At 62.9% G+C, this 16,419-nt stretch carries 8 protein-coding genes; 1 reads left to right on the plus strand and 7 read right to left on the minus strand.

Annotated elements, in window-relative coordinates:
- Positions 1 to 46 precede the first annotated feature (46 nt).
- From hemN to HGO40_RS04505, 3 genes are all read right to left on the minus strand, one after another.
- Positions 47 to 1,435 carry an oxygen-independent coproporphyrinogen III oxidase gene (hemN, locus tag HGO40_RS04495; protein ID WP_250962052.1) on the minus strand — a complete coding sequence of 463 codons (1,389 nt, stop codon included), beginning with the start codon at positions 1,433 to 1,435 and terminating at the stop codon, positions 47 to 49.
- Positions 1,432 to 2,805 carry an oxygen-independent coproporphyrinogen III oxidase gene (locus tag HGO40_RS04500; protein WP_250962053.1) on the minus strand — a complete coding sequence of 458 codons (1,374 nt, stop codon included), beginning with the start codon at positions 2,803 to 2,805 and terminating at the stop codon, positions 1,432 to 1,434. The genes hemN and HGO40_RS04500 overlap by 4 nt, the downstream gene beginning before the upstream one ends.
- A gap of 96 nt (positions 2,806 to 2,901) precedes the next feature.
- Positions 2,902 to 3,345, minus strand: a complete 444-nt coding sequence (locus HGO40_RS04505) for a CopD family copper resistance protein (protein ID WP_250962054.1) — start codon at positions 3,343 to 3,345, stop codon at positions 2,902 to 2,904.
- A gap of 454 nt (positions 3,346 to 3,799) precedes the next feature.
- Between HGO40_RS04505 and HGO40_RS04510 the strand changes: the two genes are divergently transcribed.
- Positions 3,800 to 9,412, plus strand: a complete 5,613-nt coding sequence (locus HGO40_RS04510) for a putative Ig domain-containing protein (protein WP_250962055.1) — start codon at positions 3,800 to 3,802, stop codon at positions 9,410 to 9,412.
- A 478-nt stretch (positions 9,413 to 9,890) separates the two neighbouring features.
- Here the strand turns inward: HGO40_RS04510 and HGO40_RS04515 are convergent, their stop codons facing one another.
- From HGO40_RS04515 to HGO40_RS04530, 4 genes are all read right to left on the minus strand, one after another.
- Positions 9,891 to 11,240 (minus strand): TolC family outer membrane protein, encoded by a 1,350-nt coding sequence (locus tag HGO40_RS04515; protein ID WP_250962056.1) that lies wholly within the window; start codon positions 11,238 to 11,240, stop codon positions 9,891 to 9,893.
- A 2-nt stretch (positions 11,241 to 11,242) separates the two neighbouring features.
- Positions 11,243 to 12,613, minus strand: coding sequence for an HlyD family type I secretion periplasmic adaptor subunit (locus HGO40_RS04520; RefSeq protein WP_250962057.1), 1,371 nt, complete (start codon positions 12,611 to 12,613; stop codon positions 11,243 to 11,245).
- Positions 12,606 to 14,327, minus strand: a complete 1,722-nt coding sequence (locus HGO40_RS04525; protein ID WP_250962058.1) for a type I secretion system permease/ATPase — start codon at positions 14,325 to 14,327, stop codon at positions 12,606 to 12,608. The genes HGO40_RS04520 and HGO40_RS04525 overlap by 8 nt, the downstream gene beginning before the upstream one ends.
- A gap of 308 nt (positions 14,328 to 14,635) precedes the next feature.
- The gene (locus tag HGO40_RS04530) at positions 14,636 to 16,036 is read right to left on the minus strand and encodes an amino acid permease (protein ID WP_250962059.1); all 1,401 of its coding nucleotides are present in this window, start codon (positions 16,034 to 16,036) and stop codon (positions 14,636 to 14,638) included.
- Positions 16,037 to 16,419 lie beyond the last annotated feature (383 nt).

A 16,419-nucleotide genomic window follows, 5' to 3' on the forward strand; every position in this document is an offset into this window, starting at 1 on the left:
CAGCCCAGCGGGAGCAAGCTCCCTCGCCACAAAAGCAGTTCGGGCTTCAGACCGTGCGCGAATACTGGACCGTCTGGTCCGCCCCCAGGTACGCGTCGAATGCCATGGCGACGTTGCGCATCATCAATTGGCCTTGGGGCAACAACACCAGCTCGCCGTCACGGATGTCCAGCAACCCGTCGCGCACCAGCTCCTGGAGCCGGTCCAGGGCATCGGCGAAGTATTCGTTGAATCGGATGCCGTGTTCACTGTCGATCCGACCGAAGTCGATGCGCCCATGGCACATCAGTTCGCTGATGACCTGGCGCCGCAGCCGGTCATCGTCGCTCAACCGATAGCCGCGCTGCACGGGCAGCAGGCCTTGATCCAACCAGGCGTAATACTGGGAAAGCTCCTTGACGTTCTGGTTGTAGCTGTCACCCACCTTGCCGATCGACGACACCCCCAGGCCAATCAGGTCGCAATCGGCGTGGGTGGAATAGCCCTGGAAATTGCGCTGCAGGGTGCCCTGGGCGCGGGCGCGCACCAGTTCGTCATCCGGCAAGGCGAAGTGGTCCATGCCGATGTAGACATAGCCCGCTTCAGTCAAGCGATTGATGGTCAGCTCCAGCAACTCCAGCTTGCGCTCGGGCGGCGGCATGTCTTGCGGGCGGATCATCCGTTGCGCCCGCACCCGTTGCGGCAGGTGGGCGTAGCTGTAGGCCGCGATCCGATCCGGACGCAGGGCAATGATCTTGCTCAAGGTGACGTCGAAACTGGTGATGGTCTGCAGCGGCAGGCCATAGATCAGATCGACGCTGATGGACTTGAAATGCGCCCGGCGCGCGGCCTCCACCAGCTCGACGACTTGGGCATCGCTTTGCACCCGATTGACCGCGACCTGCACCTGGGCGTCGAAGTCCTGGACGCCGAAGCTCAAGCGATTGAAGCCCAGCTGGCGCAGACCTTGGATCTGCTCTGCATCGATGGTCCGTGGATCGACCTCGATGGAAAACTCGTGGGCGTCGCTGTCGTCCATGTCGAACGCCTGGTGCAGGCAGTCCATCAGGTCCGCCAGTTGCTCATGGGTCAGGTACGTCGGCGTGCCGCCACCTAAATGCAGCTGGGTCAATTTGCGCGAGCGGTCGAACAACGCCGCTTGCAGGGCTATTTCACGCTTGAGGTAAGTCAGGTATTCGGCGGCGCGATGGGTCTTGCGGGTGATGATCTTGTTGCACGCGCAGTAATAACAAAGGCTCTGGCAGAACGGAATGTGGATGTACACCGACAACGGCTTTGGCTGTGGCGCCTGGTGGCTGCGCTGGGCGGCCTGGCGGTATTCATCCATGGCAAAGGCCTGGTGGAACTGCGGGGCCGTCGGATAAGAGGTGTAGCGCGGTCCCGGGCGGTCGTATTTCTCCACCAGGGCACGATTGAAACCGGAGGCAGTTTTCATGAGGGGGTCAACTTTTCAAAAGCGTGTGGGCTTGCGTCATCCGGTGCCGGGTCGAACAGGTTGCAGATCGCGTCCACATTCAAGCGCCCGGCGGGCAGGATGCCGATGAATCGGCTCGACAGTTCGATCAATCCCTGGTCATGCAACGCTTCCAGCAACGGCCAGGCGGACGCGAAGTGCTCGCGAAACACCAGGCCGAAGCGCGCCTCGATGGCTTGTATATCCAACTCCAGGTCACAGGACAGCTGTTCGGTCACGCTCGCCCTGACCTGGTCCTGCGCCTCACAACGCCAGCCACGACACACAGGCAATTGCCCGGCGTCCAGCTGCTGGCAATAGAGAAGCAGGTCGTCGGTATTCTGTACGTACAGGTGCTCGATCTGCGTGATGGCCGACAAGCCGAAGCCCACGTGATCACAGCAACCGTGACGAGTGAAACCCTGGCAATTGCGGTGCAAGCGTCCATGTTCCTGAGCCACCGCCAGGTCATCGTCGGCCCTGACGAACTGGCCCAGGCCGATGTAGTGATAACCGGCACCGATCAACTGTTCGCAACAGATGCGCCGCATGGCGTCCTTGTCGGCTGGGCTGCAAAAGGTTCCGGCCAGCCCGGCGTTCTTCGAGCGATAACGATAAGGCGCGCGGGCATAATCGAACACGTGCAACCGGTCCGGCTCCAGTTCGATCAGCGTCGCCAGTTTCAGGGCGAAACTGTCCGGTGTCTGCCAGGCGTGCCCGTAGCCCAAGTCGATGTTGATGGAGCGAAAACCAAACGTGCGTGCCGCATCGATCAATGAATGGATCGGCGCCGGGTTCTGGTAGCAATCGACCGATAGATCGCTGTCAACGCCAATGTCGGGCACGCCGATGCTGACATGGGTGAAACCCTGGTCACGGATCAGGCCCATGGTCGACCAGTCGGTGTGATGCAGGTCCACCTCGATACTGTGGTCAGCACCGTCGAATTCGCAGAAGTCGAAGCGCTTGCGCAGGTCACTCATCAGCTTCTGCAGATGGGCGATCACCGGTGTGCCGCCCGTCAGGCAGAACTGCTCGACGCGCCGCCCGGCCCCCAGGTGGCAACCGACCAAGCCCATTTCATAGGCCAGGCGTTGCAGATAGCCCTCGATCTCGCCGCATCGGCAGTCGCTGGCCAGGGGCGAACACGACGCCAGCCGCAAGCGCGAAGGCAGGTGCACCGCCAGGGACAGTGGCCGTCGTTTCTGGCGGCTGGTACGTAATCCTCGAAGCAGGTCGAGGGAGCCGATACCGGCATGGAACCTGCGCGTGCCGACCGGACAATCGAAATCAGGCACCACCGGGGCACGTCCCGAGGGTCGCTCACCGAGGGTATGGAACGGGTCGAACATGACAATCTCCGAGTGGCGGTGCGGCGCCAGTTTGCATGCCTGCGCGCCGGGGCACCTTGACCTGTATCAAGCGTCCTGGCCGCCCGCCGCCAACGCTTACCAAGTGACGTAGAACATGGCCTTGGCCAGCAGCACGATCGCGACCATGTGCAGGAACACGCTGACATGGATGATGTGCACGTAGCGGGCGTTCATGCGTCCGCTCCGGAACAGCCACATCGCCCAGAGGAAATGCCCCAGCACGCTGCCCGCCAACAGGATCTTCAGGCCCAGCAGCACACCGAAGGACGATTGCAACGGCGACGACAGCGCCGGCCAGTATCGCAACCAGACCATGCCGCCCCCCGCGCCGAACAACACCAGCAGTACCCACGGCATCAACTGCCGGGCACGGCGGCTGATGCCCTGTTCCAGCAGCACCATGACCTTGGCGGGCAGTTGCTTGCGGATGCTTTCAAGAAACAGGACTTCGAAGAACACCGTGCCGATGAACACCAGCGCGGCAAACAGGTGCAAGGTCAGGAGCAGCGGATAACTCATGGAAGTCCTCGACGCCCTCTTCAGCGGGGCGATGGTTTATTCGAGGTTATCCCGCCATCTCTGAAGTGGGGTTGATGCCAATCAAGGAAACCGTATGTCCGCCACACCACCGTCCCCACATTTTGAAGGGTGGTCGTCTGGATTTTTTACACAGCGCGAACCCTGTGGGAGCGAGCTTGCTCGCGATAGCGGTATATCAGTCACATCGATGCAGCTGATCCGACGCTATCGCGAGCAAGCTCGCTCCCACAGGGGGCGTCATTCGGCCTTGAAAGCGTCAACAGAACGTTGTTGCTGCCCATCCCTGACCATACCGCTGATCAGTTACTCCAGCTTTTTGACACTTTCCCCGATATGCGGTCACAACTTTTGCGCTCCGCTGGGTCATAACACCGAGGTCGTCGATGGAATATTGGCGTCTACCGAGGTTCAAGCCTGATACGGAGATAAGCTCATGATTTTCAACGTACAAGATTTTGGCGCCAAAGGAGATGGCATCACCGACGACACGGCAGCCATTCAGAGTGCGATTGATGCGGCGGCCGCGGCCGGCGGAGGCCAGGTGTACATGCCGACCGGCACCTACATCGTTTCCGGGGGCGAGGAACCTTCCGATGGCTGCCTGATGCTCAAGAGCAACGTCTACCTGTACGGCGACGGCATGGGCGACACCACGGTCAAGCTGGCCGATGGTTCCGACACCAAGATCACCGGTATCATCCGCTCGGCCTATGGTGAAGAAACCCATGATTTCGGCGTGAGCAACCTCACCATCGACGGCAACCGCGACAGCACCACCGGCAAGGTCGACGGCTGGTTCAACGGCTATATTCCCGGCGAAGAAGGCTACGATTCCAACGTCACCCTCGACAGCGTCGAGATCAAGGATTGCTCCGGGTACGGTTTCGACCCCCACGAGCAGACCGTCAACATGGTCATCAAGAACAGCGTGTCCCACGGCAACGGCCTGGACGGCTTCGTCGCCGACTTCCTCAGCGACAGCACCTTCGAAAACAACATTGCCTACAACAACGACCGCCACGGTTTCAACGTCGTCACCAGCACCCACGATTTCACCCTGACCAATAACGTCGCCTACGACAACGGCGGCAATGGCATCGTGGTCCAGCGCGGCAGCGAGGACATCCCCTCGCCCAGCAACATCACCATCACGGGTGGCGAGGTGTACGGCAACGGCGCCGAAGGCGTGCTGATCAAGCTCTCCAGCGAGGTCACCGTCACCGGTGTCGATATCCATGACAACGCCAGCGCCGGGATCCGCATCTACGGCAGCAACCACGTCGAGGTCATCGACAATACGCTCAACAACAATTCCCTGGGCGGCGCCGTACCGGAAATCATCATCCAGTCCTACGACGACACCCTGGGCGTGTCCGGCAAATACTTCAACGGCAGCGACAACCTCATCCAGGGCAACATCATCAGCGGCAGCGACCTGTCGACCTACGGTGTCGCCGAGCGCAATGAAGACGGCACCGACCGCAACGCCAGCATCGCCAACACCATCAGCCACCCCAGCAAGGGCGCCACGCTGGTCTACGGCGACGGCAGCTACGTCAGCGCCACGGTCCCGATGCCCACCGTGCAAGGTACCGCGGGCAACGACATCCTGACGGGCACCAGCGCCAGCGAGATTTTCTATGGCGCGGCAGGCAACGACACCCTCAACGCCGGGGCCGGAAGCGACATCCTGGTAGGCGGCGCGGGCATCGACAAACTCACCGGCGGCACCGGCGCCGATACGTTCCGGTTTGTCGCGCAGTCGGACAGTTACCGCAACGCGACGACAAGCTTCGATGACACCATCACCGACTTCGACGTCACCCAGGACAAGATCGACCTCGCCGGCCTCGGTTTCACCGGCCTGGGCAACGGCCGCGGCGGCACCCTGCAAGTCAGCTACAGCGCCAGCAACAACCGCACCTACATCAAGGACTTCGACGCCGACGCCAGCGGCAACCGCTTCGAGCTGATCCTCACGGGCAACCTTGCCAGCACCCTGACTGCCAACAACTTCATCTTCAATCGAGTGATCACCGGCACCAGCGGCAGCGACTCGCTGTTGGGCAGCGATGCGGCCGACACCCTGCTCGGCCTGGCGGGCAACGACAGCCTCAGTGGAGGCGCCGGCGATGACAAGCTCGACGGCGGTGCCGGCATGGACACCCTCACCGGCGGCACCGGCGCGGACACTTTTGTGTTCGCCAATCGCCTGGACAGCTACCGCAACTACAACACCGGCGGCGCCAACCTCGGCGACCTGATCACTGACTTCAACATCAGCGCCGACAAAATCGATCTCTCGGCCATGGGCTTCACCGGCCTGGGGGATGGCAGGAACAACACCGTGTACCTGGTGCTCAACAGCGCCGGCACCAAGACCTACATCAAATCCCTGGAGGCCGACGCCAACGGCAACCGCTTCGAAGTGGCCCTGGACGGTAATTACCTCAACACCCTGACCAGCGCCAACTTCGTCTTCGCCACCTCCTCGCCGACCAACCAGGCGCCCGTGCTAGCCACGCCGTTGCTGGACCAGAACGCCACCGAAAACACCCCGTTCAACTACGTGGTGCCGGCGACCAGCTTCACCGATCCGGACAACGACAGCCTCAGCTACACCGCCAGGCTCGCCAATGGCAGCGCCCTGCCCAGTTGGCTGACCTTTGATGCCGCCACCCGCACCTTCATCGGCACGCCACCCGATACGGCATCGGGCACCTACTCGATCCAGGTCACCGCGACCGATGGCAGCAACGCCACCGTCAGCGACAGTTTTACGCTCGCCGTGCAGGACGTCCCCGCCGCCATTGTGATCAATGGCACACCGAACAACGACACGCTGACCGGCACCGCTGCCAATGAGCAACTGTTCGGTGGCGCGGGCAACGACACCCTCAATGGCGGCGCCGGCAACGATATCCTGGTCGGCGGCACCGGGGTCGACAAACTCACCGGTGGCACGGGCGCCGATGTGTTCCGCTACACCTCCAAGCTCGACAGCTATCGCACCAGTTCCACCAGCGCCAGTGACCAGATCCTCGACTTCGACGTGGCCGCCGACAAGATCGACGTTTCGGCGCTCGGCTACACGGGCCTGGGCAACGGGCTCAACGGCACCTTGCAGGTCACTTACAGTTCGTCGACCAACCGCACCTACCTCAAGGACCTGACGGTGGATGCCAACGGCAACCGGTTCGAGATCTCCATGGCGGGCAACTTTGTCAGCAGCCTGACGGCCAGCCACTTCGTCTTCGCCGACCAAGGCACCCCCACCAATGTGGCGCCCGTGGTGGTCACCCCGCTCCTGGACCAGAACGCCAGTGAAAGCACGCCGTTCAAATACACCGTGGCGAGCAACAGCTTCAGCGACGCCAACCAGGATGTGCTGACCTACACCGCAACCCTCGCCAACGGCAACGCCCTGCCCGCCTGGCTGAGTTTCAATGCCGCCAACCTGACCTTCAGCGGCACGCCCACCAGCACCGCGGCGGGCAACTACGACGTCTTGGTCAAGGCCACCGATCCGTCAGGCGCCTCGGTCAGCGACAACTTCACCCTGGTGGTCGCCGATGCGCCCGCCAACACCATCACTGGCACCGCCAATGCCGAGACACTCAATGGCACGACGGGCGCCGACCTGATCCTCGGGCTTGGCGGCAACGACACGATCAAGGCCGGCACCGGTGCGGATATCGGCGATGGTGGTGCCGGACGCGACTCGCTGTACGGCGGTGATGGCGCCGACACGTTTCGCTACAGCAACCTGTCCGACAGCTACCGCGACTACGACACCGGTGGTGTCACGGCCACCGACACGATTTACGATTTCACAGCCGGCGTCGACAAAATCGACGTCTCCGGGTTGGGTTTTCTCGGTCTCGGCGACGGTACCAACAGCACCTTGTACATGACTCTCAACGCGGCCGGCGACAAGACCTACGTCAAGTCCGCCGAAGCCGACGCCGATGGCAATCGCTTCGAGATCGCCCTCAACGGCAACTACCTAAACACCCTTACCGCCAACGACTTCGTCTTCGGCGAGCGCGCCCAGCAGGATATTCTCTACCTGCCGACCCTCGGCCAATCCAACGCACGTCTGTTGCGCATGTCCGAGGACGACGACCAATCCGGCACCTCGATGCTGGTCAACGACCTCAACCGCTACACCACCTACGACGTGCGCAGCCAGTTCAACGATGCCGATGGCAACGGCATCGACATCGCGGTGGGCGGCAGCACGGTCAACGGCCTCTCCACACTCAGCGCCGAGGAACTCCAGTTGTGTTGGTGGCTGACCGACACCAACCAACCCGGGGCGGCACTGTTGCGCGCGGTGACGTTGCTGCGCGACCAGCGCACCGAATTGCAGGCGATCGATAACGTCACCATGGGCATCATCTGGGGCCAGGGCGAGGAAGCCGCCCAGGAAATCGCCCGTGCCACGGACAAGGCCGCAGCTGCGGCTGCGTACAAGGCTGCGACCTTGAAGGTGTTCGATTACCTGCATGCCCAATTTGGCAATTTCACTGTGTACCTGATGGAAACCGGCCATTACTCAGCGGCCGCGGCCCGGGCCCGGGGTTATGCGGAAGAGAAGATCGCCGCCATCGTCGAGGGCGTCGGTTATGTCCGCGCCGCCCAGGAGGCCATGGCCGCCGAACGCGCCGACGTCAAGCTGGCGGTGGACTACACCGACCTGCCGTTGCGCTATGAAGTCGATCCGCTGGTGTATCCCGATGACGTCTGGCACCTGCACGAGGAATCGGCGGAAATCGTCGGCCAACGCCTGGCGGACTACATAGCCAATGACCTCGGCTTTCAGGGCAATCCCGACGACAATAACAGCGTGCAGGACATCTTCGACAACGCCCAGAACCAGGGCGGGATGATCGCCGGCACCGACCAGGACGACACCCTGGTGGGTAGTTCTGGCAACGACACCCTGGATGGCGACTTGGGCGCCGACACCTTGACCGGTGGCGATGGCAACGACATCTACGTGGTCGACAATGCGTTCGACAGCGTGGTGGAAACCAACACCTCGACCGCGCAGATCGATACGGTGCAAGCCTCGGTCAGTTGGACGCTGGGGGCCAATCTGGAAAACCTGGTGCTCACCGGTGTGTCGGACATCGACGGCACCGGCAACGAACGGCGCAACTTCATCACCGGCAATACCGCCAACAACGTGATCGACGGCGCCGCCGGGGCCGACAGCATGAGCGGAGGCGATGGCAACGACACGTATTTTGTCGACAATGCCGACGACAGCGTGATCGAGCCCAGCACCAACGCGGTGACCGGCGGGATCGACAGCGTGCACAGCAGCCTGGCGGCCTACACCTTGGGCAGCAACGTCGAGAACCTGTATGTCGATAGCCCTGGCGCCGCCAATGGCACCGGCAACGCCTTGGACAATACGTTGTTCGCCAGTGCCGGTAACAATGTCCTGGATGGACGCGATGGCATGGATACGGCGAGCTATGAACGGGCGCTGTCCGGCGTGACCGTCAACCTCTCGACGTCGGCGCAGCAGAACACCGTGGGTTCCGGGCTCGATACCTTGAAGTTCATCGAGAACCTGGAAGGTAGCGCCTCCGCCGACACGCTGTCGGGGAACAGTGCGGCAAACGTCCTCGACGGCGGGGCCGGCAACGATACGTTGGTAGGCGGCTCGGGCGATGACCGCTTGATCGGCGGCGCAGGCACCGACAACCTCACCGGCGGCACCGGCGCGGACACCTACGCGTTTGGTGCGCTGTCGGACATGGGCGTCGGGGCTTTGCGCGATGTGATCAGTGGTTTCAAGAGTGCCGAGTTCGACAAGTTGGACCTCACCGGCCTGGACGCCAACCCACTGACCGCCGGGGTCGATGCCTTCACGTTCATCGGCAGTAACGCCTTCGACGCCAGCAATGCTACCGGCCAGTTGCGCTTCGTCGATGGCATCCTCTCCGGCAGCACCAACGCCGACGCCACCCCCGAGTTCGAATTCGAACTGGTCGGCGTCAAGGAGCTGCACGCCAGCGACTTCACCGCCTGACCCAAGCCCCCTCCGGGGGGCTTGAGCTGAAAAACCCAAGACAACCACAGATCAGAACTGTGGCACATCCAACAGGGATGTTGACTGACACACTGCTTTCGCGAGCAAGCTCGCTCCCACAGGGGCTTTGTGGTGCCAGAAAAACCCAGGGCCACCACAGATCAAAACTGTGGGAGCGAGCTTGCTCGCGATGGCGGCAGCACATTCAAAATGGATGCTGACTGGCCCACCGCATTCGCGAGCAAGCTCGCTCCCACAGGGGGTCGTGTTGTGCCTGGGAGATTGAAAACAAGCACATGGCCTGGACAGTTTTTGTGGCGAGGGAGCTTGCTCCCGCTCGGCTGCGCAGCAGTCGTGAATCGGTGGACTCGGTCTGCCTGATACCACTCATTGCCTGGGTTTGGGGCTGCTTCGCAGCCCAGCGGGAGCAAGCTCCCTCGCCACAGGGATAAGTGCAAGATTGCGTGCCTTGGATGGCCTAGAACAGGCTCTGCACCTGCTCCAGCACCGCGCGGTTCATCTGGCCGGTGTGGGTGTGCAGGCTCACATAGCTTTGCAGCATGTCGAGCTTGGTGTTGAGCAGGTCCCGGCGGGCCTGGAACAGTCGCTGCTGGGCGTCAAGGATATCCACCGTGGAACGCACCCCGCCCTGGAAGCCTTTTTCCGTCGAGGTCAGCGCTCGCTGGTTTGACTCCACCGCCCGCTGCATCGCCTTGCTCTTGGCGAACCCGGCGACGACGCCCAGGTAATCGGCCTCGATGTCCTCGGCCAGTTGCTGGCGCTGCACGTCGTAGTCAGACTGCGCACCCGCCAGTTGCGCTTCGGCCTTGGCCACCGAGGCCCGTACCGCCCCGCCGCGATACAGCGGAATGTCCAATTGTACACCCACATAATAGGTGTCCTGGCGCGGGTCGAGTTCCTGGTATTGACGGGTTTCACGGCGGGTCAACTGAGTGGTCAATGACAACGTCGGATAATGTCCCGCACGCTGGCTGTCGGCCTGGGCCTCGGCGACTTTCACCGCTGCCAGCCGAGCGGCCAGCTCGGGGCTGGCCTGGCGGGCAATCGCCGTCCAGTACGGCAAGTCCTGCTCCGGCGGGATCGGGCTACCGGCGGCCAGTTCCTCGCGCATCGGCAGGATGTCATCGATGGGCACACTGGCTCGCCCGGACAACGCCCGCAATGCCGCCACGCGACGGGCCTGGGCTTCGGCTTCCTGGGCCTGCACCAGGTCGAGCCGCGCCTGGGCTTCGTCGATATCGGTAATCGCCCCCTGGCCGCCCTCATAAAGCTGTTTGCTCTGGATGACCAAGCCTTGGAGCGCCGCCTTCTGCTGCTGGATCAGCTTGATCTCGTTCTCGGCCCGGGCGACGTCGAAATACCCCTTCGCCACTCGGTCATACAAGGTCTGGCCGGCCACGTCGAACACCTGGGTGCCCAGTTTCCCCCGCGCCTTGCCTTCCTGGTACGCCGCCCAGCGGGCCTTGTCGTAGAGCGGTTGTTGTGCCGCCAGGGTGACGTTGTTCGCCTGGTAATCGTTGCTGTTGACGTAACTGTTGTCGTCGCCGCCGTCGGTCCGTCCACCGTAGCCATAACGCGAGGACAGCGAGACTTGCGGATAGAGGCCGCCGCGACCGATGTCCTCCTCGTGCCGCGAGGCTTCAAAGGCGTGGGCCGCCGCTTGCACGGTCGGAGCGTTGAGGCGCGAGGCATCGTAGGCTGCGGTCAGGCTCAAGCCACTCTCCACGGCCCACACAGGACTGAGCACCACCCAACCGGTCCACAGGCTTAGCAGTACACGCACGCGAGAGCGGCAACGGTCGACCATGCTCATTCCTCCTTGAAGGCTGCCAGCAAGCGTTCACGCAACGGTTTCATCAGGTAATTCATCAAGGTGCGTTCGCCCGTCACCACCGTGACATCGGCGAGCATGCCGGGGCGCACCAGCAGGCCGGCGCTTTGCAACGCGGCCACGGTGTCGGCGGGAATCTCGACCTTGGCAGAGAAGTACGGTAGGTGCGTCTGCTCGTCGATCAGTTGGTCGGCCGACACGGTCGTCACGGTGCCGGTGACCGTCGGCGTATCCACCCGTTGCAGCGCGGTGAAATGCACGTGCACCGGCAGGCCCGGGCGCAGTTTGTTGGCCATCAGAGGCTCGAAGCGGGCGGTGATCGCCATCGGCGCATCCAGCGGCACCACTTGCATCAGGGTCTGGCCAGCCTGCGCCACGCCGCCGACCGTATGAATGCTCACGTCCATCACCTGCCCGGCCACCGGTGCGCGGATCGCACCGTTGTCGACTTCGAACTGCAAGGCCCGGATCTGATCGGCATAACCGGCCGCCTCGGCCGAGACCTCGCTGAGCTGCGTCTCGGCATCGCGGCGAAATTCCTGCTGCGCCTGCAAGGCCTTGAGCCGGCTTTCGTTGATCGCCTGGCGGGTCCTGCCGACATCCCCCACGCCGGAAGCGATCTGCCCCGCCAACTGGGCCGCGTTGCGCTCGGCCTCGAACAGTTTGTTGCGCGGAACGTAGCCTTCCCGGGCCAGGTCACGCAGGCCTTCAAGCTCATGCTGCTGAAAACGCATCTGCGCGTCGTAGTTGCGCTTGACGCCTTCGTAGCCCAGCAACTGTTGCTGCAACGCCGCGGCTTCGTGCTCGATGATCTGCAAGCGACTGCCCCGCTCCGCGCGACGTGTGATGAACAACTGGCTCTGCAAGGCCATGGCCGCCTTCACTCGAGGCTCGTCGGCGCGCGCCAGCAGCTCCGCAGGCCATTGGATCTCGGCGCTGCCCAGGCGCGCGGCTATCAGGCGCGCCTCGATGCTGCGGTCATTGAGCAACTTGCCCAGGGTCACGTCCAGTTGCGACTGCGCCTGCACCGTGTTCAGTTGCACGAGCAATTGCCCCTGGGTGACCCGGTCGCCATCGCTCACCAGCAGCTTTTCCACCACTCCGCCGACCAACGACTGCACCGCCTTGCGCTCCCCCGCCACCCCCACGGTGCCGCTGCCCCCCACTCCCTGGTCGCGTGGCGCCAGGCAGGCCCAGAGCAGGAAACCGCCCAGCGTCAGGACCAGGAATCCCACGCCATAACGCGCCGCACTCCCGGCATCAGTCCGAGCGCTGGGTAGTGTCGTGGTGCCGCGCACGCTCAGCCCCTGCTCGCTGTAGGTCTGTGCATCAGGGATCAGATCACGCATCGCCGCCCGCCTCCCGGACCGCGGCCGGTCGCGGCCCCGGCATCAATGCCTTGAGCACCCGGTCCCGAGGGCCGAACGCTTGTTGAGTCCCGTCCTTCAACACGAGGATGTGATCGACCACCGCCAGCACACTGGGCCGGTGCGTGATCAAGACCACGGTGCTGCCGGCCGCCTTGAGGGCACTGATGGCCTGGACCAGCGCCAGCTCGCCGGCGTCATCGAGATTGGAGTTGGGTTCATCGAGCACGATCAGCGAGGGCCTTCCGTAGAGCGCGCGCGCCAGGCCCAGGCGTTGTTTCTGCCCACCGGACAAGCCAAGCCCGCCGGGGCCCAGCGGCGTGTCGTAGCCCTTGGGAAACCGCAGGATCATTTCGTGGATACCGGCATGCCGTCCGGCAGCGATGATCTGGTCGGCGTCCTGCTCACCGAAACGGGCGATGTTGTCGGCGACCGTGCCGTCGAACAACTCGATGTCCTGGGGCAGGTAGCCGAGGTGCGGGCCCAGGGCGTCGTGGGACCACTGGCTGATCTCGGCATCGTCCAGGCGCACCGACCCGCCCATGGCCGGCCAGACCCCGACCAGGGCACGGGCCAGGGTCGATTTGCCACTGGCACTGGGCCCGACCACGGCCAGCACGTCGCCCTTGGCGAGGCTGAAATTGATCCCGCGCAGGATCGGCTGCGAAGCCCCCGGCGGGCCGACATACAACTGCTCCAGGCGCACCGCCCCGGTGGGCGGCGGCAATGGCATGCGCAAGCGATCACGAGGGTGCTGCGCCAACAGTTGGCTCAGGCGCTGGTAGCTCTGGCGCCCGGAATTGAATTGCTTCCACGAGCCGATGGCGATTTCCACCGGCGCCAGGGCTCGCCCCAGCAACAGCGACATCGCAATCATCATGCCCGCCGACAGTTGGCCTTCCAGTACCAGCAAGGCCCCCAGCCCGAGGGCCAGGGATTGTCCGGAAATCCGCACGAAACGCGTCGCAGAGGTGATGCGCGCACCGCGGTCGCTGGCATGGGCCTGGGCGGCAATGATGCGCTGCTGCAACAGACTCCAGCGCTGGCGCAACGGCCCGAGCATGCCCAGGGCCTGGATGACTTCAGCGTTGTGCAACGTGCTGTTGACATAGATCGACGACTGCACCCCCAGGCGATTGGCCTCGCCCAGGCGCGTACGTGTCGCCAGTTCGCCCCACAGCGCCAAGCCGATCAGCACCAGGGCGAGCACCAGCGTCAGCACGCCGAACCAGGGATGAAAGATGAACGCCACCAGCAGGAAGATCGGCAGCCAGGGCGCGTCGAGCAACGCGATCAGGCCCTGCCCGGTAATCAACTGCCGCAGTGTCGCCAGGTCCGTGAGCACCTGCGCCGGGTTAGCGTTGTGTTCCCGCAGGCTGCGGGCGAAGGCGGCATCGAATACCCGCTCGCCCAAGGCATCGTCCAGCCCCGCGCGCATGCGAATCATCACCTCGCCGCGCACCCACTCGATCAGGGCACTGAACATGAACAGTCCCAGGGCCATCAAGGTGAGCATGAACAAGGTGGTTTCGTTACGGCTGGTGAGGACGCGGTCGTAGACCTGCATCATGTACAGCGACGGCACCAGCACCAGCAGATTGATCACGCCACTGAACAGCGCCAGGGCCCAGAACACCCGGCGGTAGCTCAGCAAGGCAGCATCGATGTCATGACGCGGATCGAGTAGAAACCCCATGGGAAAAATCGCCTGCAAGAGAAAGGGTCGGTCCAGGACGCAATCCATCGCAAAGCTTTTTCCCCCGAAAGTGCTCGAGGAAAACCGTCCAGCAGATATGCCGATAACAGGGACGATCCTCATCCCCACAGACGCCAATTACTGACAACGCGCCCGCGGGTTAGTGCCGGTTCGCAGGGCTGGGGTAGCAAGTGGGTGACAGGCGGAAGGGCCGCGCGTCAAGACTGAGGTGTTTGCGGCTTGAATGGGCTGAAAAGCGGGTTTGTTGACGCCAGTAACGTGGCGTCAACAGGGTAAAAAATCAGGGATTAGCCGAGGGAAGCGACGCTCTCCGGCTGGGGTGGATGTCGCGACGTCGCCAGGCCGATAAAGGAAATGATCAGCGCCAGGCCCAGGGTCGTGCTCACCTCGCTGCGGTGCTCGGGCGTGATCATCATGACCGCCAGCGCCGCCGAGATGAACACAATGACCAACCAGGTCAACCAGGGAAACAACCACATGCGAAAAGGCAGCTCGATGTTCTGTCGTTGCAGCATCCGGCGCATGCGCAGTTGCGAGATGGCGATCACCAGGTACACCAGCAAGGCGATGGCACCGGAGCTGGCGAGCAGGAACTGGAACAGGCCGGCGGGCATGAAGTAGCTGAACAAGGTGACACCCGCGCCCAGCACGGTACTGGCAATCACCGCGGACCGTGGCACACCGGCCGAGGACGTCACCTTCACGGCCCTTGGCGCATCGCCGCGACGGCCCAGGGAGTACAGCATCCGCGAGGCGATGTAGATCGAGGAGTTCATGCAACTGGCCACGGCAATCAGCACCACCACATCCACCAGGAATTTGGCGTGGGGAATGTTCATCAACTCCAGCGCCCGCTGGTAGGAGCCCACTGAAGCCAGGAGCGGATCGTTCCACGGCACCACGGAAATGACCACGAAGATCGACAGCAGGTAGAACACACCGATACGCCAGATCACCGAACGGGTGGCCTTGGCAATGTTCTGCGCGGGGTTATCGGATTCAGCCGCCGCGATGGTCACCGCCTCCGTACCGATGAAGCTGAACATGATGGTGATGAACGCGCCCACCACCGCCGACAGGCCGTTGGGGGCGAACCCGCCATGCTCCTCCATCAACCGGCTCAGGCCGCTGGCTTCGCGCTCGGGAATCCAGCCCATCAGCACCGCGAAACCCAGGGAGATAAAACCAATGATCGCCACGACCTTGGCCATGGCGAACCAGAATTCGAACTCGCCGTACTTCGACACGCTGAACAGGTTCGTCACCGCCAGCAAAACGATCGACACCGAGGCGAACAGCCAGGCGTCGACGGCGGGAAACCATTGGTTGAGCACATGACCGGCGGCCAACGCTTCGATGGGATTCACCAACACCCAGCACCACCAGTAGAGCCACCCGATGGTGAAGCCGGCCCAGCGCCCGATGGCTTGGTCGGCATAGGTGGAGAAGGAGCCGGTGTCCGGGTTGGCGACCGCCATCTCACCCAGCATGCGCATGACCAGGACCACCACCGTCCCGGAAAACAGATAGGCCAGCATGACGGCCGGGCCGGCGGCGGCAATGGCATGGCCCGATCCCACGAACAGACCCGCACCGATGATTCCGGCAATGGACAGCATGGTGACGTGACGAGGCTTGAAGCCCTGTGCCAGATGGCCGTTCGAAGCCTTGAAGCTGGGGCTGGTCATTTTCTTATTCTCTTGTGATCGAACATTGAGGCGCGCGCAGGAACAATCGGTGTTTCGGTTTTTCCGCCCCTCCTGGAAGCGGCACCATCAGGTTTGTATTGATCCACCCTGGGCGAACGTGCGCACTTGCGGTGAAAAGTCGCGCCACGTTACCTGCCTTCCCTCCCGAGTTAGTTACCTGAACGCGCCACCTATGTGCCTGATTTCGCCAAGTAAGGCATGGCGTTTTGCCTGTTGCCAAGCGTCTGGAACGGAGCATTCAGCCAAGTCCATGGGGGCAGTAATGAAATAAACCCTTTAAAAACTTTACTGGGTTAAGTATTTTGCATACCTATGCCCGGCCCGCTGGCAACCCACAATCCTGTGGGAGCGAGCTTGCTCGC

This window comes from Pseudomonas sp. CG7, assembly GCF_023701885.1.
In the GTDB taxonomy this organism is placed as follows: Bacteria; Pseudomonadota; Gammaproteobacteria; order Pseudomonadales; family Pseudomonadaceae; genus Aquipseudomonas; species Aquipseudomonas zanjanensis.